Genomic DNA, 20,482 nt, shown 5'->3' on the forward strand with positions numbered 1-20,482 from the left:
GAATGACTCGATTGTGCCCAATTACTCCGGGCCCGTCGTACAGAAACATTGCGCTTTTACGCTTCAAGCCTGAGCCTTGCGCTCTGCGGTAACGAATTTCGAGGTGAGCAACGCATGTATCACGGGGAAAGACTGAACGCCTGGACGCATCTTGTCGGGGCCGTGGCGGCGTTTATCGGCGGGGTGTGGCTGATTGTGCTGGCCAGTCTCGACGGCAGTCCGTGGAAGATTGTCAGCATGGCGATCTACGCCTTTACCCTGATGGTGCTTTACAGCGCGTCGACCGTGTACCACAGCGTGCGCGGGCGCAAGAAAGCGATCATGCAGAAGGTCGATCACTTTTCGATCTACCTGTTGATCGCCGGCAGCTACACGCCGTTCTGCCTGGTGACCCTGCGCGGGCCGTGGGGCTGGACGTTGTTCGGGATTGTCTGGGGACTGGCGCTGATCGGCATCCTGCAAGAGATAAAGCCGCGTTCGGAAGCGCGGATTCTGTCGATCGTGATTTATGCGGTGATGGGCTGGATTGTATTGGTGGCGGTCAAGCCGCTGCTCGCGGCGCTGGGCGGCGCCGGGTTTGCGTGGCTGGCATCGGGCGGGGTGTTGTACACCGTGGGGATTATCTTTTTTGCCCTCGATTATCGCCTGCGCCATGCCCACGGGATCTGGCATCTGTTCGTGATCGCCGGGAGTTTGCTGCACTTTGTGGCGATTTTGTTTTATGTCCTTTAAGGCTGTACCGGGACCAGGCGATCCAACTGCTCCCGGGCTCGCCGGCTGAATACCTGCAACAGATCGTTCAAGGTGTGGGGCGGTGGTTCGGCAGCGCGGGTCACTGCGTACAGGGTGATGGGTAACGGCGGTGTCAGAGGGCGGATCGTTGTGGTGGCGGGAGAGGCGCCAAGGGCGGTGAACGGATCGATCACCGCCAGGCCCGCGCCAGATTCCACCATCGCCCGTGCCAGTGAGTAGGTTTGCACGGCGATGCGTACCCGGGGCGGCGGTTCTACAGCTTCCAGGTAACTGTCGAGCCGTGCGGCCAGTGGGTCGGCGCTGGATAAACCGATCAGCGGTGCATCCGCCAACGCCATCAGTGGCAACGGTTTACCCACCTCTTCCTGAGGCCAGTAACCACTCGGCGCCAGTGCCACCAGCACGCCGGACGCCAGCGCCTGGGCCTTGAGCCCCGGGTGATCCGGGCGTTGCAGGGTCAGGGCGACATCCACTTCGCGCATCAACAGGTTCTGCACCAGTTCGCGACTGTGGGCGCTGGAAAGTTCGCAAACGATGTCCGGGTAAAGCCCGGTCCATTCGTGAATGGCCGGTGGCAGCAATGACAGGGCCAGCGCCGGGGTGGCACCGATGCGCAGGCTGTGGCCAGGTTCGCGGCGCAGGCTCTGCGCCAGGCGTCGTACGCCTTGCAGGCTTTCGCTGACCTTGTCCACTTCGCGCTCCAGCTCCAGCGCTTCCGGGGTCGCCTGCAACTTGCCGCGCACCCGCAGGAACAACGGGAAGCCCAATTGCTGCTCGGCGTGCTGCAACACCTTGCTCACCGCCGGCTGCGAGACATGCAGCAATTGCGCGGCGGCGCTGATTGAGCCGGTCTGGCGGATGGCTTGGAAAATCTCGATATGGCGAAGGCGCATGGCAAGTCCATAACCTTTGTTTATGGGTTTGCCATCTTTATGCATTGTTCAACGTCTGTCACCTGGCTCTAACCTCGGTGTCGTCTTCACTACGGTTTTAAGGACGGACATGGCTCAGCGTGTGTGCATCATCGGTGGCGGCGTGATTGGCCTGGCAACGGCCTATGCGCTGGTGCGCGACGGCTTCGAGGTGACGGTGGTCGAGGCACGGGACTCGCTGGGCAGCGAAACCAGCTTCGCCAACGGTGGCCAGTTGTCCTATCGCTATGTCGCGCCGCTGGCCGACGCCGGTGTGCCTTTACAAGCCATCGGCTGGATGCTGCGCGGCGATTCACCGCTGAAGTTGCGCCCGCGCTTCGACCCGGCACAGTGGCGCTGGATGGCGTCGTTCCTCGGCGCCTGCCGCCGCTCGGTCAACCGCGAGAACGCCGCGCACTTGCTGCGCCTGGCGTTGTTCAGCCAGGACACATTGAAGTCCTGGCGCGAGGATGATGGACTGGCGGGATTCCAGTGGCGGCGCAATGGCAAACTGGTGACTTTCCGCCAGAACAGCAGCTTCGGGCATGCGCGCCAAGGCCTGGCCGACCCGCAGCAACAGCAAGTGTTGTCGCCGGCCGAATGCGCGCAACTGGAACCGGCGCTGATCGATGCGCCCTTTGTCGGGGCAATCTACACCCCGGACGAAGAGGTCGGCGACTGCCACGGCTTCTGCCAGCAACTGGCCGCGCGGCTGCAAGCATCCGGCCGTTGCGAGTTTCGTCTCGGGCAAGCGGTGACCGGCATTCGCCACAGCAACGGTAGTGTCAACGCCATCGAACTGGGCGGGCAATTGCTGTCGGTCGATCAACTGGTGATCGCCGCCGGTCACCGCAGTCCGTTATTGGCGCTACCCGGGCTGCAACTGCCGCTTTATCCGCTCAAGGGCTACAGCCTGACCGTGCCGATCGGCGCCGGTCACCGGGCACCGGACGTGAGCATCACCGACTACGACCGCAAGATCGTCTACGCCCGCATCGGTAAGCAATTGCGAGTGGCGGCGATGGTCGACATCGTCGGCTTCGACCCTGCTTTGGACCCCAAGCGTCTGGCGCTGATCAAGCGTCAGGCCCATGACACCTTTCCAAATGCCGGCGCCTATGACGAAGCCGTCGAGTGGGCCGGCATGCGCCCGGCCACCCCCAGCGGCGTGCCGCTACTGGGCGCGACGGCGTATCGCAACCTGTGGCTCAACCTCGGCCACGGCGCGCTGGGTTTCACCCTGGCATGCGGCAGCGGGCGCTTGCTCAGCGAGCTGATCGGCGAGCGCCGGCCTTCCATTGACCTTCAGGGTTTCAGCCACCGGGCCGCCTGAATACTGATTTCTGAAAAGGACACTGCAATGACCATTACCCGACTGCACAGCAACCCGCGCCTGTCTGGCGCCGTGACCTTTGGCGACCTGGTGTTTCTCTCCGGGCAGGTGCCGGGCGATGCCCTGGATGCCACCGGCCAGACCCGCGAAGTGCTGGCGAAAATCGATACCTTGCTGGCGGAGGCGGGCAGCGACAAGGATCATCTGCTCAGCGCGACCATTTACCTGAAGAACATCACAGAGGATTTCGCCGCGATGAACGAGGTCTGGTCGGCCTGGCTATCGCCGGGGCAGGCACCGAGCCGCACCACCGTGCAGGCCGAACTGGCCCGCCCGCAGGTGCTGGTGGAAATCACCGTCATCGCTGCACGCGTCTGATAAACCAACACTCACAACGGAGAATAACAATGCAAAAAATCACGTTGCTCGCTTGTACGCTTAGCCTGTTGCTTGGCAGTCAGGTTCAGGCCAATGAAGCGCCGCTGACCGGCACCCTGAGCAAGATCGCCAGCGCCAACAGCATCACCCTGGGCTATCGCGATGCTTCGGTGCCGTTCTCCTACGTGGGTGATCACAGCGGCAAGCCGATGGGTTACTCGGTGGATCTGGCGGGCAAGATCGTCGAGCGTATCCAGCAGCAACTGGCGCTGCCGGACCTGAAGGTGAAGTACAACCTGGTGACCTCGCAGACCCGCATTCCACTGGTGCAGAACGGCACCGTTGACCTGGAGTGCGGCTCCACCGGCGTGACCGCCGAACGGCAGAAGCAGGTGGCGTTCTCCTATGGCTTCATCTACGTCAAAGGCCAGTTGCTGACCGCGAAGGACAGCGGGATCAAGAATTTCGCTGACCTGCGCGGCAAGAACGTGGTGACTACCGCCGGCACCACCAACGAGCGCTTCCTGAAAAGCTATAACGTTGATCACAAGATCGACATGTTCGTGATCAGCGCCAAGGACCACGGCGAAGCCTTCCAGATGCTGCAGTCGGGCCGGGCGGCGGCGTTCTACATGGACGACGCGCTGCTCTACGGTGAGCGCGCCAAGGCCAATGACCCGCACAAGTGGGTGGTGGTCGGGGAGGAGCAATCGCGGGAGATCTACAGCTGCATGGTGCGCAAGGACGATCCGCAGTTCCTGGCGCTGGTCAACGGCGCGCTGGCGGATCTGTACAGCTCGGGCGAGATCAATGGCATCTACCAACGCTGGTTCGAGCAGCCGATCCCGCCGAAGGGTTTGAACCTTGAGTTCCCGATGACCAGCGAACTCAAGGCGATCATTGCCAAACCGGTGAGTGATCCGGTGCAGTAGCCTAGAAATCACCCCAGAGTTGCTGGGCCACCGCCAGTGCAACAACCGGCGCGGTTTCGGTGCGCAGCACCCGTGGACCGAGGCGGGCGGCGTGGAAGCCGCCGGCCTTGGCCTGATCGACTTCGGCATCGGACAAACCACCCTCCGGACCGATCAGGAATGCCAGATTTGAAGGTTTGGCGTGGCTCACCAACGGTTCTGCCACCGGGTGCAGCACCAGTTTCAACTCGGCTTGTGCCTGCTTCAACCAGTCAGTCAGCAACAGCGGCGGATGAATCACCGGCACCCTTGAACGCCCGCACTGTTCGCATGCGCTGATCGCCACCTGGCGCCAGTGCAGCAGGCGTTTGTCGGCGCGCTCGTCCTTGAGTCGGACTTCGCAGCGCTCTGTGAAGATCGGGGTGATTTCAGTGACGCCCAGTTCCGTGGCTTTCTGGATCGCCCAGTCCATGCGTTCACCCCGGGACAGGCCCTGGCCGAGATGGATTTGCAGCGGCGACTCGATCTGCCCGGCGAAGCATTCATCGACCTGCACCACGACGCGCTTTTTGCCGACGTCGACCAGCCTGGCGCGAAACTCCTGGCCCGAACCGTCGAACAACTGCAACGCATCGCCCTCGGCCATGCGCAGCACGCGGCTGATGTAGTGGGCCTGGGCTTCGGGCAACTCGTGCTCGCCGATGCTCAGGGGGGCGTCGATGAAGAAGCGGGACAGTCTCATGCTGGGTCTCTGAAAAAGGGTGTTGGTCATGGAACGGTGGGGACTTCTGTGGGAGCGAGCTTGCTCGCGATGACGATCTGACATTCACCATTGATGGTGGCTGGAAGACCGCTATCGCGAGCAAGCTCGCTCCCACATTGACCGCATCATCAGCCCGGATCACGGAACCCCGGGTGGAAGTCCTTCGGCACCGCCACGCTGACGCTGTCACGGGTCGCGATGTCGATCCCTTCGCTGGCCACTTCGGCAAGGAAGTCGATCTGCTCCGGGGTGATCACATACGGCGGCAGGAAATACACCACGCTACCCAATGGACGCAGTAAGGCACCGCGCTCCAGGGCGTGCTGGAACACCTTCAGGCCGCGACGTTCCTGCCACGGCCAAGCCTCTTTGCTGGCCTTGTCCTTGACCATCTCGATGGCCAGCACCATGCCCGTCTGGCGCACTTCGGACACGTTCGGGTGGTCGACCAGATGCGCCGTCGACGTAGCCATGCGCTGCGCCAGGGCCTTGTTGTTCTCGATGACGTTGTCTTCTTCGAAGATGTCCAGGGTCGCCAGGGCCGCCGCGCACGCCAGCGGGTTGCCGGTGTAGCTGTGGGAGTGCAGGAAGGCGCGCAGGGTCGGGTAGTCGTCGTAGAAGGCGCTGTAGACCTCGTCGGTGGTCATGCACGCCGCCAGCGGCAGATAGCCGCCGGTCAGGGCTTTGGAAAGGCACAGGAAATCAGGGCGGATGCCAGCCTGTTCGCAGGCGAACATCGTCCCGGTGCGGCCGAAGCCGACGGCGATTTCGTCGTGGATCAGGTGCACGCCGTAGCGGTCGCAGGCTTCTCGCAGCAATTTGAGGTACACCGGGTGGTACATGCGCATGCCACCGGCGCCCTGGATCAGCGGCTCGACGATCACCGCCGCGACCGTGTCGTGGTTTTCGGCGAGGGTCTGCTCCATGGCGGCGAACATGTTGCGCGAGTGTTCTTCCCAGCTCATGCCCTCGGGGCGCAGGTAGCAATCCGGGCTCGGCACCTTGATGGTGTCCATCAACAGCGCTTTGTAGGTCTCGGTGAACAGCGGCACGTCGCCCACCGACATCGCCGCCATGGTTTCGCCGTGGTAGCTGTTGGTCAGGGTGACGAAACGTTTCTTGTTCGGCTGACCGCGATTGAGCCAGTAGTGAAAGCTCATTTTCAGCGCGACTTCGATGCAGGACGAACCGTTATCGGCGTAGAAGCACCGGGTCAGGCCTTCCGGTGTCATCTTCACCAGGCGCTCGGACAGTTCGATCACCGGTTGATGGCTGAAACCGGCAAGGATCACATGTTCGAGCTGATCGACCTGATCCTTGATGCGCTGGTTGATCCGCGGGTTGGCGTGCCCGAACACATTGACCCACCAGGAGCTGACCGCATCGAGGTAGCGTTTGCCTTCGAAGTCTTCCAGCCACACGCCTTCCCCGCGCTTGATCGGGATCAGCGGCAGTTGTTCGTGATCTTTCATCTGGGTGCAGGGATGCCACAGCACGGCGAGATCGCGTTGCATCCACTGATTATTCAGGCCCATTTTCACTCTCCTGGAGGCGGTCCGTTACCTGCGCGGACAAACAATCGCGCAAGCCTATGCAATGCGTGCCGCGGGGACAACCCATTGTGTCGAATGAGCTACTTTGTACAGGCCGATAGACGTTGCTGGCGGGCGTCTGAAGGCTGACGTATCCTTCGCGGCTCTTGAGCCGTCTGGCTCGCAAAAACTACTGTTTTCCTCGTGTGATTCCGGAGTTCGCTGAATGTCTGTCGGTTGGCTGCGCGCCTGTGCGCTGGTGATGTTGGGGCTGTTCAGCGTGTCTGCGCTGGCCAAGGATAAAACCGCGATCGTGATCGGCGGCGGCCTGTCGGGCCTGACTGCCGCGTACGAGCTGCAGAACAAGGGCTGGCAGGTCACCCTGCTGGAAGCCAAATCGAGCATGGGCGGCCGTTCCGGCATGGCCACCAGTGAGTGGATCGGCAATGACAAGGCTCAGCCGGTGCTGAACAAGTACGTCTCGAACTTCAAGCTGAGCACCACGCCGGCCCCTGAATTCGTGCGGACCCCAAGCTACCTGATCGATGGCGAGTATTTCTCCGCCGCCGATCTGGCGACCAAGCAGCCAGCCACCGCCGAGGCGCTCAAGCGTTTCGACAAGACCGTGGACGATCTGGCGCGCTCGATCGACGACCCGCTGAACCCGGCCGCCAACAACACCCTGCACGCGCTGGATCAGATCAACGTGTCGAGCTGGCTCGACAAGCAGAACCTGCCGGCCACCGCCCGCCAGTTGATCAACCAGCAGATCCGTACCCGCTACGACGAACCTTCGCGCTTGTCGCTGCTGTACTTCGCGCAGCAGAGTCGCGTCTACCGTGGCGTCTCCGATCGTGACCTGCGTGCTTCGCGCCTGGTTGGTGGCAGCCCCGTGCTGGCCCAGGCCTTCGTCAAGCAGCTGAAAACCATTAAGACCGCTTCCCCGGTCTCGGCCATCAGCCAGGACAAGGACGGCGTCACCGTCAAGGTCGGCAGCGTCGGCTACCAGGCCGACTACGTGGTGCTGGCCGTGCCGTTGCGCGCCCTGAACAAGATCCAGATGACCCCGGCGCTGGACGCACAACACCTGGCGGCGATCAAGGGCACCAACTACGGTTGGCGCGACCAGATCATGCTCAAGTTCAAGACGCCGGTGTGGGAAAGCAAGGCGCGCATGTCCGGCGAGATCTACAGCAACACCGGCCTGGGGATGTTGTGGGTCGAGCCTGCCCTGAAGGGCGGTGCCAACGTGGTGATCAACCTGTCCGGCGACAACGCCCGCGTCATGCAGGCGTTCGGCGACAAGCAGATGGCTGATCAGGTACTGATTCGCCTGCACGCTTTTTATCCACAGGCCCGTGGTTCGTTCACCGGTTATGAAATCCGTCGCTACAGCACCGACCCGTCGACTGGCGGTGCCTACCTGGCCTTCGGCCCGGGCCAGATCAGCAAGTTCTGGCGCCTGTGGGAACGCCCGATTCAGCGCGTAGCCTTCGCTGGCGAACACACCGACACCCTGTACCCGGGCACCCTGGAAGGCGCGCTGCGCACCGGTCAACGTGCGGCCAGCCAGGTTGAAGACCTGGCGGCGGGCAAGTCGTTCGAACCGGCGAAAGTGGGTCCGGCCGCCGCAGCGGCGGGCGCTGGTGCGGTGGTGGCGAAGAAAGGCAATTTCTTCAGCAACCTGTTCGGCGGCTCGGATGACGAGAAGAAACCAGAGCCAGTCAAGGCGCCAGAGCCGGTAGCACCGGCAACTCCGGCACCTGCTCCAGCACCGATTGCTGCACCGGCACCGGTCGAACCACCGAAGCCTGTGGCACCGGTGAAAACCGAGCCTGCGAAGAAGGCACCGGCCAAGGCCCCAGCCAAGACCGAAACGAAAAAGGCCCCGGCCAAGGCTCCGGTGAAGAAAGCCGAGACGGCGAAGAAGCCAGCGGCCAAACCTGCAACGGACACTGTGACCAAGGCTCAGTAACGTTCAGGTGTAAAAAAGCGCGGCCCCAGGGTCGCGCTTTTTTTTGCCATCAAACATCAACCATCCGGTTTGGCTGTGCGGTCCTACATGCTGCTGCGATGCATCAGAAGCTTCTCACAAAAGATTCGGAGCTAAATGATAAGCGGCAGCCATCAGGTGTCTGGATCGGGGAGGGCGGAGCCTGCCAGGACGGCACCGGTCAAAAATGTTGAACCGGAGAGCAGTGGGGCCACTGACACCAAGACTCAGCAACGTTCAGGCGAAAAAAACGCGGCTCAAGGGCCGCGTTTTTTTTGCCTGGAGAAAAACCGGGACCAGAATCGAATAAACCTTTTGATACAGGTGTTCTCCGGTTTGTATTCACTTTTTCTCACAATTTCGCCTTTAATCTTTCCTTAACTCGCAGGCTTCAGACTCTTGATCGCATTTTTCGATATTTCAAAGCAAATTTTTCCGCTTTAATTCGATAGATAACTCGATAGTCTTGGGCCAGCACTTACAGGATCTAGGCAATGCAGCTACGTAACTCTACCTCCCGCTACGGCTGGGTCAGTATCGTCATTCACTGGGTTGTGGCACTGGCGGTCTTCGGTCTGTTCGCGCTTGGGCTGTGGATGGTCGGGCTCGACTACTACAGCACCTGGCGCAAAGACGCACCGGACCTGCACAAGAGTATCGGCCTGGTGTTGCTGGGTGTGATGCTGCTGCGGGTGCTGTGGCGCTTCATCAGTCCACCGCCGCCAACCCTGGCTAGCTACAGCCGCATGACGCGCCTCGGCGCCAGGTTCGGCCATGGCTTTCTGTACCTCAGTCTGTTTGCCGTGTTGATTGCCGGTTACCTGATTTCCACCGCCGAAGGTGTCGGTATCCCGGTGTTTGGCTTGTTTGAAGTCCCTGCGCTGGTATCCGGACTGCCGGACCAGGCAGATACCGCTGGCGTGATCCACCTCTACCTGGCGTGGGTGCTGGTAATTTTTTCCGGCCTCCATGCGTTGGCAGCATTGAAGCACCACTTTATCGACCGTGATGTGACCCTCAAGCGAATGCTGGGTCGCAAAGCCTGAAGTTCAACCTCGACTCCAAAGGAAAACAAAGCATGTTGAAAAAGACTCTGGCCGCTCTGGCAATCAGTTCCGCCCTGTTGTCCGCCGGTAACGCCATGGCCGCTGACTACGTGGTCGACAAAGAAGGCCAGCACGCCTTCGTTGACTTCAAGATCAGCCACCTGGGCTACAGCTTCATCACCGGTACTTTCAAGGACATCGACGGCAAGTTCAGCTTCGACGCTGCCAAGCCTGAAGACAGCAAGATCGAGTTCAACGTGAACACCGCCAGCGTTTTCACCAACAACGCCGAGCGTGACAAGCACATCTCCAGCAAAGACTTCCTGAACGCCAGCAAAGCCACGTTCGTTTCCACCAGCGTCAAACCCACCGGCAAAAACGCCGCTGGCAAGGACACTGCCGATGTAGCTGGCGACCTGACTATCCTCGGTGTAACCAAACCAATCGTGGTCAAGGTTACCTTCCTGGGTGAAGGCAAGGATCCATGGGGCGGCTACCGTGCAGGCTTCGAGGGTACTTTCAGCCTCAAGCGTTCCGACTTCGGCAAGCAGAAAGACCTGGGCCCATCGTCCGATGCGGTTGAGATGTACGTGACCTTTGAAGGTGTAAAAGCGAAGTAATGCTGAGACTGTAGGAGCGAGCCTGCTCGCGATAGACCTGAGAACGCCGCGGAGCATCAGGCTTCCAGCGTTATCGTTGACGACCATCGCGAGCAAGCTCGCTCCCACAGGTTTTTGCACTGATCAAAAAAATGCCCCGGCTCTTTCGAACCGGGGCATTTTTCATTGCAGCGATAACTCAGCGATTGCGGGTCAGCAGCGCTGGCTTCTCACCACGAGGACGGCTTGGCAGTTGATCCAGCTGCTCAGGTGTCGGGAAGCGATCCGCTTTCGACTCCTTGTGCATGATCTTCGGCGCCGGGCCACGCGGGTTCTGCACTGCAGGTTCCGAACGTGGCTGGTCGTCACGGGCCGGACGGCGATTGCGCGAATCTTCGCGACGGGCCTGGCCGTCGCGCGGTGCGCCACTGCGAGGGCCGTTACGCTTGGCTGGCGGAGTGCCGGTGCTGGCGCCATCGCTGTTGCGGGGACCGTTCTGGCGACCTTGTGGCTTGCCGGAACGTGGAGCACCCGAACCTGCCGCGGTGCCTTGTGCCGGAGCACCCGGGCGACGGCCACGGCCTTGCGCGGGCTTCTGCTGCGGCACGTAGTCGACGCGGTTGCCGAAGTTATCGATATCGTCGTCCAGGAACTCGTCCGGGGCGCGGTCAGCGGCGGCACGAGGAGGCTGCGACGGACGCTGTTCGCGAGCCGGAGTGCCTTCACGTGGTTTCTGCTGACGGGCCGGGCGCTCGCCGCGTTCGCCGGCCGGTTTTTCCTTGCCCTTGTCCTTGCCTTTGTCCTTGCGACCACCGCCGCCACCGCTGCCGTTCGGACCGTCGCCGCGCGGGCCACGTGGATTGCGCGGGTTGCGCATGTCCGGACGCTCGCGCACTTCAGGCTTTTCCGCCTCGATGGTGCTTGCATCGAAGCCCATCAGGTCGCCGTCGGCGATTTTCTGCTTGGTCATGCGTTCGATGCTTTTCAGCAGTTTTTCTTCGTCCGGGGCTACCAGCGAAATCGCCTCGCCCGAACGACCGGCACGGCCGGTACGGCCGATACGGTGTACGTAGTCTTCATCGACATTCGGCAGTTCGAAGTTGACCACATGTGGCAACTGGTCGATGTCCAGGCCGCGGGCGGCGATGTCGGTGGCCACCAGGATGCGCACAGTGCCGGCCTTGAAGTCGGCCAGGGCTTTGGTGCGGGCGTTCTGGCTCTTGTTGCCGTGGATCGCGACGGCGCTCAGGCCGTGCTTGTCCAGGTACTCGGCCAGGCGGTTGGCACCGTGCTTGGTGCGGGTGAACACCAGTACCTGTTCCCAGGCACCAGCGGTGATCAGGTGGGCCAGCAAGGCGCGCTTGTGGCTGGCCGGCAGGCGGAATACGCGCTGTTCGATACGCTCGACCGTGGTGTTTGGCGGCGTGACTTCGATGCGTTCCGGGTTGTGCAGCAGCTTGCCGGCGAGGTCGGTGATGTCCTTGGAGAAGGTCGCCGAGAACAGCAGGTTCTGGCGTTTGGCCGGCAGACGGGCCAGGACCTTTTTCACGTCATGGACGAAGCCCATGTCGAGCATGCGGTCGGCTTCGTCCAGCACGAGGATTTCCACGTGGGACAGATCGACGCTGCCTTGGCCGGCCAGGTCGAGCAGGCGGCCAGGGCAGGCCACCAGCACGTCTACGCCGCGGGACATGGCCTGAACCTGCGGGTTCATGCCGACACCGCCGAAGATGCAGGCGCTGACGAACTTCAGGTCACGGGCATAGACCTTGAAGCTTTCATGCACTTGCGCGGCGAGTTCGCGAGTCGGGGTCAGGACCAGTACGCGCGGTTGGCGCGGGCCGTGACGCTGGGACTTGTCCGGATGACCGTTGGGGAACAACCGCTCCAGGATCGGAAGGGCGAAACCGCCGGTTTTACCAGTACCTGTCTGTGCCGCGACCATCAGGTCGCGACCTTGCAACACGGCGGGAATGGCCCGCTGTTGCACCGGAGTAGGCTCGGTATAGCCCGCCGCCTCGATGGCGCGGACTAAAGCCTCGGAGAGACCGAGGGAAGCAAAGGACATGAGTAATCCTGTTCTAGTTAGGGCTTGGCCCAATGGGAGTCTTGCCTGGCGCGAATGGCGTTTAAGAGGACGCAATCCCGTCCGGTCCTGCTGGGTTTCGAAGGCTCGTCTGCAAGCGCTCGCGCGGGCTGAAAGCTGCGCAGTAGCGGGGTTGAGATGCCTTTAACGATTCCGAGCGTCCGGGCGTGAGCCTGGCGGGAAGGCCGGAGTATAACAGAGCTATCACTGCGCGCCGCTTTCCTGCTGCTCAACGGTTTTTTCCGCGGCGGCCGTGGCCTTTTCAGACTTCACGCTGGCTGCCGGTTCCGCGCCGTAGCGGGCGCTCAGTTCAGCGTAGGCGGGCTCGCGCTTGAAGCGCTTGAGTTCGGCGCCGAAACGCTGCACCAGCAGATCCATGCCCGCATTGCGCCGCACCGCGAGAAACTGGCTTTGCTGGCTGATGACCGTGGGGTTTTCGGTGATCTTGTCGCGGATGCCCAGTTCGTCGAGCAAATGCTGGCCGACCCGGCGGTCGGTGATCAGCAGGTCAATTCGCCCGCGTACCAGTTTGCCGAAGTTGGCTTCATGGGTGGGGGCCGGCTCGCGGGTGAACAGCGTCGAATCGCTGAAGTCCTTGCTGTACAGGTAACCCGGCGAGGTGCCGATGGTCAGGCCGCGCAAGTCTTCGAGGCTGCGAAACGGGTGGGGCCGGTCATTGGCGTAGAACATCACGAACTGGACTTCCGAGAGCGGTTCGCTGGGGTAGAGCAGCGTCGCTTCGCGTTCGTCGCTGTGAAAGATGTCCAGGGCGCCGTCGGCCTGGCCTGTTTCAAGCATCGACAAGCAGCGTTTCCATGGCAGGAACTGCCACTCCACTTCGATGCCCAGGCGCTTGAAGACAATGGCGGTGGTTTCGTAGTCCAGGCCCAGGGATTTGCCGTTGTCTTCGTACACATAGGGCGCCCAAGGCTCCGTGACAATGCGCAGCTTCTCGCCCCGAGCGGCGAAGCTCAGGCAAGTGAAGACAAGCACGGCGATTAACTGCGTGATCAAAGGCATAGGCTGAGATTACGACGAGAAACCGGAAAGAGCCAGAAACTGACCGCAGATGCTCTAACTCCGTGGATTGGCGCACATTAATAGTGCGTTGAAAGCAAAAGATCGCAGCCTGCGACAGCGCCTACGGGATTTGACATTCCGTTGTAGGCGCTGCCGCAGGCTGCGATCTTTTAATCGTGCTTCAACGACTTTTTAACGCGGCAACTTCAGGTTGTTCCACACCGCCAGGCTCGCTTCAGCCTGGTTCAGCGTGTAGAAGTGCAGCCCTGGAGCGCCACCCTGCAGCAGTTGTTCGCACATCTCGGTGATGACCTGTTCGCCAAAGCGCTGAATGCTCTGGGTGTCGTCGCCATAGGCTTCCAGTTGCTTGCGGATCCAGCGTGGGATTTCCGCACCGCAGGCATCGGAGAAGCGCGCCAGCTTGCTGTAGTTGGTGATCGGCATGATGCCCGGCACGATCGGGATGTTCACGCCCAGCGCCCGCACGCGTTCGACGAAGTAGAAATAGCAGTCGGCGTTGAAGAAGTACTGGGTGATCGCGCTGTCGGCGCCAGCGTTGGCCTTGCGCACGAAGTTGGCCACATCGTCTTCGAAATTGCGCGCTTGCGGATGCATTTCCGGGTAAGCGGCGACTTCGATGTGGAAATGATCACCGGTTTCTTCACGAATGAATTCAACCAGGTCATTGGCGTGGCGCAACTCACCGCTGGCCATGCCCATGCCCGAAGGCAGGTCACCGCGCAGGGCGACGATACGCTTGATGCCGGCAGCCTTGTACTGGGCCAGCAGGCCGCGCAGGTCGTCCTTGCTATCGCCCACGCAGGACAGGTGCGGAGCGGCAGGGATTTTGACTTCGCTTTCGAGCTGCAGCACGGTGTTCAGCGTGCGATCGCGGGTCGAACCGCCGGCGCCGTAGGTGCAGGAGAAGAAATCGGGGTTGTAGATGGCCAGCTGGCGAGCAGTGGCGAGCAGCTTTTCATGCCCAGCATCGGTCTTCGTAGGGAAGAACTCGAAGCTGTAGCGACGATCTTGGGACATGGTCATATCCTTGGAAACTCATAAGGCGGACGCTGGCCCCCTGTAGGAGCGAGCTTGCTCGCGAAAAACATCAAGGCAACGCGTTCATCCAGACAGCACGCGTTATCGTTGACGTCCATCGCGAGCGAGCTCGCTCCTACACAGGAAAAGCCGGTCTATCAGTAGCGGTAGGCGTGCGGCTTGAACGGACCTTCAACGGTTACGCCGATGTAGTCGGCCTGGGTCTTGGTCAGTTGAGTCACTACGCCGCCGAAGCCACGGACCATTTCCAGGGCCACTTCTTCGTCGAGTTTCTTCGGCAGTACTTCAACGGTCAGGCGCTCGGCTTTCTGGGCTGGCGACAGGTCGGCGTACTTCTGGCCGAACAGGAAGATCTGGGCCAGAACCTGGTTGGCGAACGAACCGTCCATGATGCGGCTCGGGTGGCCGGTGGCGTTACCCAGGTTAACCAGACGGCCTTCGGCCAGCAGGATCAGGTAGTCGTCGTTCTGTGGGTCGAAATCGCCAGCGCCGGTACGGTGGATCTTGTGAACCTGCGGCTTCACTTCTTCCCATGCCCAGTTCTTGCGCATGAAAGCGGTGTCGATTTCGTTGTCGAAGTGGCCGATGTTGCAGACAACGGCACGCTTCTTCAGGGCCTTGAGCATGTTCGAGTCGCAAACATTGACGTTACCGGTGGTGGTCACGATCAGGTCGATCTTGCCCAGCAATGCCTTGTCGATGCTTGCTTCAGTTCCGTTGTTGATACCGTCGATGAACGGCGAAACCACTTCGAAACCGTCCATGCAGGCTTGCATGGCGCAGATCGGGTCGACTTCGGAAACCTTGACGATCATGCCTTCCTGACGCAGGGACTGGGCCGAACCCTTGCCCACGTCGCCGTAGCCGATGACCAGCGCTTGCTTGCCGGACAGAAGGTGGTCGGTGCCGCGCTTGATCGCATCGTTCAGGCTGTGACGGCAGCCGTACTTGTTGTCGTTCTTGCTCTTGGTCACCGAGTCGTTGACGTTGATGGCCGGGATTTTCAGCTCGCCCTTGGCCAGCATGTCCAGCAGGCGGTGAACGCCGGTGGTGGTTTCTTCGGTCACGCCGTGGACGCGGTCCAGAACCTGTGGGTACTTCTTGTGCAGCAGCTCGGTCAGGTCACCGCCGTCGTCGAGGATCATGTTGGCATCCCAAGGCGCGCCATCTTTGAGGATCGTTTGCTCCAGGCACCACTCGTACTCTTGTTCGGTTTCACCTTTCCAGGCGAAAACCGGGATGCCGGCAGCGGCGATGGCAGCGGCAGCCTGGTCCTGAGTCGAGAAAATGTTGCAGGACGACCAGCGTACTTCGGCACCCAGGGCAACCAGGGTTTCGATCAGCACGGCAGTCTGAATGGTCATGTGGATGCAGCCGAGGATCTTCGCGCCCTTGAGCGGTTGCTCGGCGGAATACTTGTTGCGCAGACCCATCAGGGCTGGCATTTCGGATTCGGCGATGATGGTTTCGCGACGGCCCCAGGCAGCCAGGGACATGTCGGCAACTTTGTAATCGTTAAAATCTGCAGGCGTGATAACAGCGCTCATGAAGAGCCTCCATTCGTAATGTATGCGAATGGGCGCCGTTGTGCGTTTAGTGTCCAGCCAGTGAAGGCCAGGCAACGCCCCATCCGAGCCTGACAGGTCAAACCTGCTGCAGCGCCCCTCGGACAGGTGGCGGGAAACGGTAGCAATTGAAGATGACCGTTTTGAAACGGTGGCGATTATAGCGGGCTATGCCGATCTTCCAAAGCGTTTCTGTCGGTCAATGTCCGAACGGTAATCGAGACCATAGACGATGCTCAATAGAGCTCTAGGTCGGGCTCTGCCATGATGGTCGGCATCATTCGGCAAGACGCTCAGGAGTGAACATGAATTTCCACACCCGCAAATGGGTAAAACCCGAAGACCTCAACCCTAACGGCACGCTGTTCGGCGGTAGCCTGCTGCGCTGGATCGACGAAGAGGCGGCGATCTACGCCATCGTTCAGTTGGGCAACCAGCGTGTGGTCACCAAGTACATTTCAGAAATCAATTTCGTCAGCGCCTCGCGCCAGGGTGACATCATCGAACTGGGCATCACGGCGACCGAGTTCGGCCGCACTTCGATCACCCTGACGTGCGAGGTGCGCAACAAGATCACCCGCAAGAGCATCCTCACCGTTGAAAAAATGGTGTTCGTGAACCTCGGTGAAGACGGCTTGCCGGCGCCTCACGGCCGGACCGAGATCAAGTACGTCAAGGACCAGTTCAAGGACGACGCCAGCGTGTAGGAGCGAGCCTGCTCGCGATGGTCGTTAACGATAACACTGGGTACCTGACACCCAGTGGTGCTCTCAAGTCCATCGCGAGCAGGCGCGCTCCTACAGAACGGAATCCCTGCTGCACAGGTCATAGCTGAATAGCCCGCCACCGGTTGCGCATCCCATGAACTCGGCACAAGACGGCAAGACCCCGAACCTTTCGGCGCAAGAAGAGCACGAAGTCGAAAAGAGCCAGCCACCCCGTGCCGCGGTGCTGCACGAGATCATCCGTACCCAGGGCGACCAGGAACTGGAGCGCAGCATTGCCGCGTTGTGGTGGTCGGCGCTCGCGGCGGGGTTGACCATGGGGCTGTCGCTGATGGGCATGGGCTTGCTCAATTCACGTCTTCCGGATGGCGAAGGATTCAAGGTGATCGCGAGTTTCGGTTATTGCGCCGGTTTCCTCGCGGTGATCCTCGCTCGTCAGCAACTGTTCACCGAAAACACCCTGACTGCCGTGTTGCCGGTAATGACCAAACCGACGCTGGCCAACTTCGGCCGGCTGCTACGGCTGTGGACGGTGGTGCTGGTCGGCAACCTCTGTGGCACCTTGCTGGTGGCATACGTGATGCTGGAACTGCCGATTTTCGACAGCAAGACCGATGTCGCCTTCCTCGATATCGGCCGCAAGGTCATGGAAAACCACGCCAGCCAGATGTTCGCCAAGGGCATCATTTCCGGATGGATGATCGCCACCATGGTCTGGATGATCCCGTCCATGGAGAGCGCAAAGATGTGGATCATCATCCTCATCACCTACCTCATGGCGCTGGGGGATTTCACCCACATCGTGGTCGGTTCGCTGGAGGTTTCGTATCTGGTATTTGCCGGCGAGTTGCCGTGGAGTGATTTCTGGCTGGTGTTCGCCGGGCCGACGCTGGCGGGGAACATCATCGGTGGCAGTTTTATTTTCGCGCTGATCAGCCATGCGCAGATTCGCAGCGAAAGCGGGCCGCCGAAAAAATCTACGGATCAGAGCGAAGCGCCCGATCCGCAGAAAATCAAAAAACCATCAAGCTGATCCTCAGCCCACCGCTTCAAGTGCAGCCGCACCGCGACGCTGGCGATAGATGAAAAACAGTGCGGTCAGCACGGTCAGTCCGCTGACCAGTGCACCGGTCCAGGGCAAGTCCGCCAGATCGGCACCGCTGGCCACAACCAGCCCGCCAATCCATGCCCCGGCGGCGTTGCCGAGGTTGAAGGCGCTCTGGTTCAAGGTCGAACCCAGGTTTGGTGCCTCAAAGGCCTGATCGATGATCAGCAGTTGCAGGATCGGGCACAAGGCAAAGGCAAACGTCCCCCACAACACCAGTGTGATGGCCGCCGGGATGACCGAGTGACTGGTTTGCGTGAATGCCGCCAGTACCACCAGCACCGCCAGCGCCATGCCCACCAGCGAAGGCAGCAAGCGGCTGTCCGCCAGACGACCACCGAGCATGCTGCCGGCGGTCAAGCCCACACCGAACAACAGCAGCATGATGGTGACGCCGTGGGGGCTGACACCGGTGATGTCCTGCAGGATCGGCGCAATGTAAGTGAACACACTGAACAGGCTGGTCGAGGCCAGTACACTCATGCCCAGGGCCAGCAGTACGTTGGCCTTGCCCAGTACCTTGAACTCGCTGGCCAGGTTGGCTTTATCCATCGCGATGTTTTTCGGCAGCCAGACCCATTGCGCAATCGCCGCCAGCACCCCGATCACCGACACAGCCCAGAAGGTCGAGCGCCAGCCTGCGTATTGCCCGAGTGCGGTACCCAGTGGCACGCCGAGCACGTTGGCCAGGGTCAGGCCGGTGAACATCATTGCAATCGCCTGAGCCCTTTTGTTGGGGGCCGCCAGCCCGGCGGCCACCACCGAACCGATGCCGAAAAATGCGCCGTGGCACAGTGCCGTGATCACGCGCGCGGCCATCAGCGTGGCGTAGTTTGGCGCCAGCGCGCAGAGCATGTTGCCGAGGATGAACATCAGCGTCATGCCCAACAACGTGGCCTTGCGCGGCATGTTGGCGGTGCCGACCGCGAGGATCGGTGCACCGAACACCACGCCCAGGGCGTAGCCGGTGATCAGTAATCCGGCGTCGGGAATGCTCACGCTGAGGTCGCGGGCGACATCGGGCAAAAGACCCATGATGACGAATTCGGTGGTGCCGATGCCGAAGGCGGCAACGGCGAGGGCAAGCAAAGCGAGTGGCATGCGCAAGGTCTCTGTCGGTAGTCTTGACGCTGTGATCAGGCATACGCAGGCCGACGACCGTTCTCGACGAGAGCGGGCCGGGCAGGATTTTTATTGGAATTAGTTTGTGCGCAACTGAGTGCGGCGTGGTCGCTTGCAGTATAAACAGACAGTGAAATATGGCGAATCAATTCTCTACCCGGCCCCTGTAGGAGCGAGCTCGCGATGAACGTGAACGAAGACGTGTATTCACCGGTTGGCTGCGGTGCCCTCACGTTTTTCGCGAGCAAGCTCGCTCCTACGGGGATCGTGGAGACAACAAAAGGAGTAGGCCGTGCTTGCGACGGCGTTGGTGTTGGTGGCGGCGCTGTTGCATGCGGCGTGGAATACCCTGATCAAGTTCAGTGCGGAGCGGCTGTTGGTGGTGGCCTGCATGGACAGCGTGGCGCTGCTCTTTGTCGTGCTGATGCTGCCGTTCCTGAACGTGCCGCCACTGGAGATCTGGCCGTGGATCCTGGCGTCGGCGGCGTTCGAGTTGCTCTATCGCTATTTGCTGATCCAGGCCTATCGGGTCGGCGACCTCGGGCTGGTCTATCCATTGATGCGCGGCCTGTCACCGTTGGTGGTGCTGGCGCTGACGCTGATCTTTGCCGGGGAAGTGCTGACCCATCAGCAGATTTTCGGAATCCTGTTGATCCCGTTCGGCATGCTGTGCCTGCTCTGGCAGGGCGGCGGTGGTGCGCGTTTGCCCTGGTCGATGTTGCCGGTGGTGGCGCTGATCGGCCTGTGCATCGGTTGCTACACCTACATTGACGGGCAGGCATTGCGGCGCTGGTCCCATCCACTGGACTATCTGGTCTGGGTCACCTTGCTCAGTGCCTGGCCGTTTCCGCTGTTGGCGTTGGTGCGCAAACGACCCGCGTTCATGTTGTTCTGGCGCGAGCAGTGGCGACTGGGCCTGGCCGTCGGGTTCTGCGTGTTGTTCAGCTACGCTCTGGTGCTGTGGGCGATGCAGCTGGGCTCGATTGCAGAAGCGGCGGCGTTGCGCGAGATCAGCGTAATTCTGGTGGTGCTGTTTGGCATGCGTTACCTGAAAGAGCCTTTTGGCGGGCCGCGCCTCTTGGCCTGTGGGCTGGTGCTGATCGGTATATTGGTCATGAAATTTTGACTGTTCTGAAACGTGAAGAAGGGACTGCTTTATGACGGTTGCTCTGTGGTGCATTTTGATCGCGATTTTCCTGCCGTATGTGTGTGTGGGCGTGGCCAAGATCAGTGGCGGGTTCAGGTTGAGAGACAACCATGATCCCCGGGACTTTCTCGATTCGCTGGAAGGCTTGGGCAGGCGCGCGAATGCGGCGCAACTGAACAGCTTTGAAGTGACCCCGGCGTTCGCTGCGGCAGTGATCGTGGCGCATCTGGTCGGCAATGCCGAACTGGTGACGATCAATGTGCTGGCCGTGCTGTTCATTACCAGCCGGCTGCTCTACATCATTTGCTACCTGGCGGACTGGGCGACGCTGCGGTCGTTGATGTGGTTCGTGGGGATGGGGTTGATCGTGAGTTTCTTTGTGGTGTCAGCCTGACAGATCTTCAGGGTTTTTGCCGGCCTCATCGCGAGCAAGC

The 20,482-nt window shown here is 60.9% G+C and carries 19 protein-coding genes and 1 riboswitch; of the genes, 11 read left to right on the forward strand and 8 right to left on the reverse strand.

All coding sequences use genetic code 11. The features are described 5' to 3' along the window. The first annotated feature begins 114 nt into the window (after nt 1–114). Entirely contained in the window at nt 115–732 is a 618-nt protein-coding gene (trhA, locus tag AC1RS8_RS05095; RefSeq protein ID WP_489339384.1) for a PAQR family membrane homeostasis protein TrhA, read from the forward strand. Here the strand turns inward: trhA and AC1RS8_RS05100 are convergent. Continuing rightward, nucleotides 729–1,646 (reverse strand): LysR family transcriptional regulator, encoded by a 918-nt coding sequence (locus AC1RS8_RS05100; RefSeq protein WP_489339383.1) that lies wholly within the window; start codon nt 1,644–1,646, stop codon nt 729–731. The two genes, trhA and AC1RS8_RS05100, sit on opposite strands and share 4 nt — an antisense overlap. Before the next feature lie 109 nt (nt 1,647–1,755). On the opposite strand from AC1RS8_RS05100, the gene AC1RS8_RS05105 reads away from it, so the two are divergent. The 3 genes from AC1RS8_RS05105 to AC1RS8_RS05115 are packed head-to-tail and all read left to right on the forward strand — an operon-like array spanning nt 1,756 to nt 4,307. After that, nucleotides 1,756–2,997, forward strand: a complete 1,242-nt coding sequence (locus AC1RS8_RS05105; RefSeq protein WP_218494708.1) for a D-amino acid dehydrogenase — start codon at nt 1,756–1,758, stop codon at nt 2,995–2,997. 27 nt (nt 2,998–3,024) lie between these two features. Continuing rightward, nucleotides 3,025–3,375, forward strand: coding sequence for a RidA family protein (locus AC1RS8_RS05110; protein ID WP_057712943.1), 351 nt, complete (start codon nt 3,025–3,027; stop codon nt 3,373–3,375). A 29-nt stretch (nt 3,376–3,404) separates the two neighbouring features. Further along, a complete protein-coding gene (locus AC1RS8_RS05115; protein WP_340312879.1) occupies nt 3,405–4,307 on the forward strand; it encodes a transporter substrate-binding domain-containing protein in 903 nt (300 codons plus the stop codon). Nucleotide 4,308: 1 nt separating this feature from the next. Here the strand turns inward: AC1RS8_RS05115 and AC1RS8_RS05120 are convergent, their stop codons facing one another. Together AC1RS8_RS05120 and AC1RS8_RS05125 are read right to left on the reverse strand one after the other, a co-directional pair. Then, a complete protein-coding gene (locus AC1RS8_RS05120) occupies nt 4,309–5,028 on the reverse strand; it encodes a 16S rRNA (uracil(1498)-N(3))-methyltransferase (protein WP_489339382.1) in 720 nt (239 codons plus the stop codon). A gap of 149 nt (nt 5,029–5,177) precedes the next feature. Next, nucleotides 5,178–6,584, reverse strand: coding sequence for an adenosylmethionine--8-amino-7-oxononanoate transaminase (locus AC1RS8_RS05125; RefSeq protein WP_057712946.1), 1,407 nt, complete (start codon nt 6,582–6,584; stop codon nt 5,178–5,180). Between the two features lie 223 nt (nt 6,585–6,807). Here AC1RS8_RS05125 and AC1RS8_RS05130 point away from each other — a divergent pair, with 223 nt between their 5' ends. From AC1RS8_RS05130 to AC1RS8_RS05140, 3 genes are all read left to right on the forward strand, one after another. Beyond that, nucleotides 6,808–8,556, forward strand: a complete 1,749-nt coding sequence (locus AC1RS8_RS05130; RefSeq protein WP_489339381.1) for a flavin monoamine oxidase family protein — start codon at nt 6,808–6,810, stop codon at nt 8,554–8,556. A 512-nt stretch (nt 8,557–9,068) separates the two neighbouring features. Beyond that, a complete protein-coding gene (locus AC1RS8_RS05135; protein WP_407516184.1) occupies nt 9,069–9,620 on the forward strand; it encodes a cytochrome b in 552 nt (183 codons plus the stop codon). Between the two features lie 32 nt (nt 9,621–9,652). Further along, nucleotides 9,653–10,240 carry a YceI family protein gene (locus tag AC1RS8_RS05140; protein WP_489339380.1) on the forward strand — a complete coding sequence of 196 codons (588 nt, stop codon included), beginning with the start codon at nt 9,653–9,655 and terminating at the stop codon, nt 10,238–10,240. Nucleotides 10,241–10,418: 178 nt separating this feature from the next. On the opposite strand, the gene rhlE2 is transcribed toward AC1RS8_RS05140, so the two are convergent. The 4 genes from rhlE2 to ahcY form a co-directional block, all read right to left on the reverse strand. Further along, a complete protein-coding gene (rhlE2, locus tag AC1RS8_RS05145) occupies nt 10,419–12,287 on the reverse strand; it encodes an RNA helicase RhlE2 (protein ID WP_090451898.1) in 1,869 nt (622 codons plus the stop codon). Nucleotides 12,288–12,509: 222 nt separating this feature from the next. Beyond that, on the reverse strand, nt 12,510–13,325 hold the full coding sequence (locus AC1RS8_RS05150) for a substrate-binding periplasmic protein (protein WP_489339379.1): 816 nt from the start codon (nt 13,323–13,325) through the stop codon (nt 12,510–12,512). Nucleotides 13,326–13,517: 192 nt separating this feature from the next. Continuing rightward, a complete protein-coding gene (gene metF, locus AC1RS8_RS05155; RefSeq protein ID WP_150815197.1) occupies nt 13,518–14,363 on the reverse strand; it encodes a methylenetetrahydrofolate reductase [NAD(P)H] in 846 nt (281 codons plus the stop codon). Nucleotides 14,364–14,521: 158 nt separating this feature from the next. Continuing rightward, nucleotides 14,522–15,931, reverse strand: coding sequence for an adenosylhomocysteinase (gene ahcY / locus AC1RS8_RS05160; protein WP_090451894.1), 1,410 nt, complete (start codon nt 15,929–15,931; stop codon nt 14,522–14,524). Nucleotides 15,932–15,954: 23 nt separating this feature from the next. Next, nucleotides 15,955–16,057: riboswitch (S-adenosyl-L-homocysteine riboswitch) on the reverse strand. 197 nt (nt 16,058–16,254) lie between these two features. Between ahcY and AC1RS8_RS05165 the strand changes: the two genes are divergently transcribed. Further along, nucleotides 16,255–16,656 carry an acyl-CoA thioesterase gene (locus AC1RS8_RS05165; RefSeq protein ID WP_008019918.1) on the forward strand — a complete coding sequence of 134 codons (402 nt, stop codon included), beginning with the start codon at nt 16,255–16,257 and terminating at the stop codon, nt 16,654–16,656. 154 nt (nt 16,657–16,810) lie between these two features. Next, nucleotides 16,811–17,707 carry a formate/nitrite transporter family protein gene (locus tag AC1RS8_RS05170; RefSeq protein ID WP_057712954.1) on the forward strand — a complete coding sequence of 299 codons (897 nt, stop codon included), beginning with the start codon at nt 16,811–16,813 and terminating at the stop codon, nt 17,705–17,707. Nucleotides 17,708–17,710: 3 nt separating this feature from the next. On the opposite strand, the gene AC1RS8_RS05175 is transcribed toward AC1RS8_RS05170, so the two are convergent. Beyond that, nucleotides 17,711–18,880 carry an MFS transporter gene (locus AC1RS8_RS05175; RefSeq protein WP_489339378.1) on the reverse strand — a complete coding sequence of 390 codons (1,170 nt, stop codon included), beginning with the start codon at nt 18,878–18,880 and terminating at the stop codon, nt 17,711–17,713. Between the two features lie 313 nt (nt 18,881–19,193). Between AC1RS8_RS05175 and AC1RS8_RS05180 the strand changes: the two genes are divergently transcribed. Both AC1RS8_RS05180 and AC1RS8_RS05185 read left to right on the forward strand, forming a co-directional pair. Then, entirely contained in the window at nt 19,194–20,027 is an 834-nt protein-coding gene (locus AC1RS8_RS05180) for an EamA family transporter (protein WP_340312883.1), read from the forward strand. 31 nt (nt 20,028–20,058) lie between these two features. Beyond that, nucleotides 20,059–20,442, forward strand: a complete 384-nt coding sequence (locus tag AC1RS8_RS05185) for an MAPEG family protein (RefSeq protein ID WP_218494716.1) — start codon at nt 20,059–20,061, stop codon at nt 20,440–20,442. Nucleotides 20,443–20,482: the final 40 nt, after the last annotated feature.

It is taken from the genome of Pseudomonas sp. GW821-FHT12A04 (assembly GCF_058807755.1).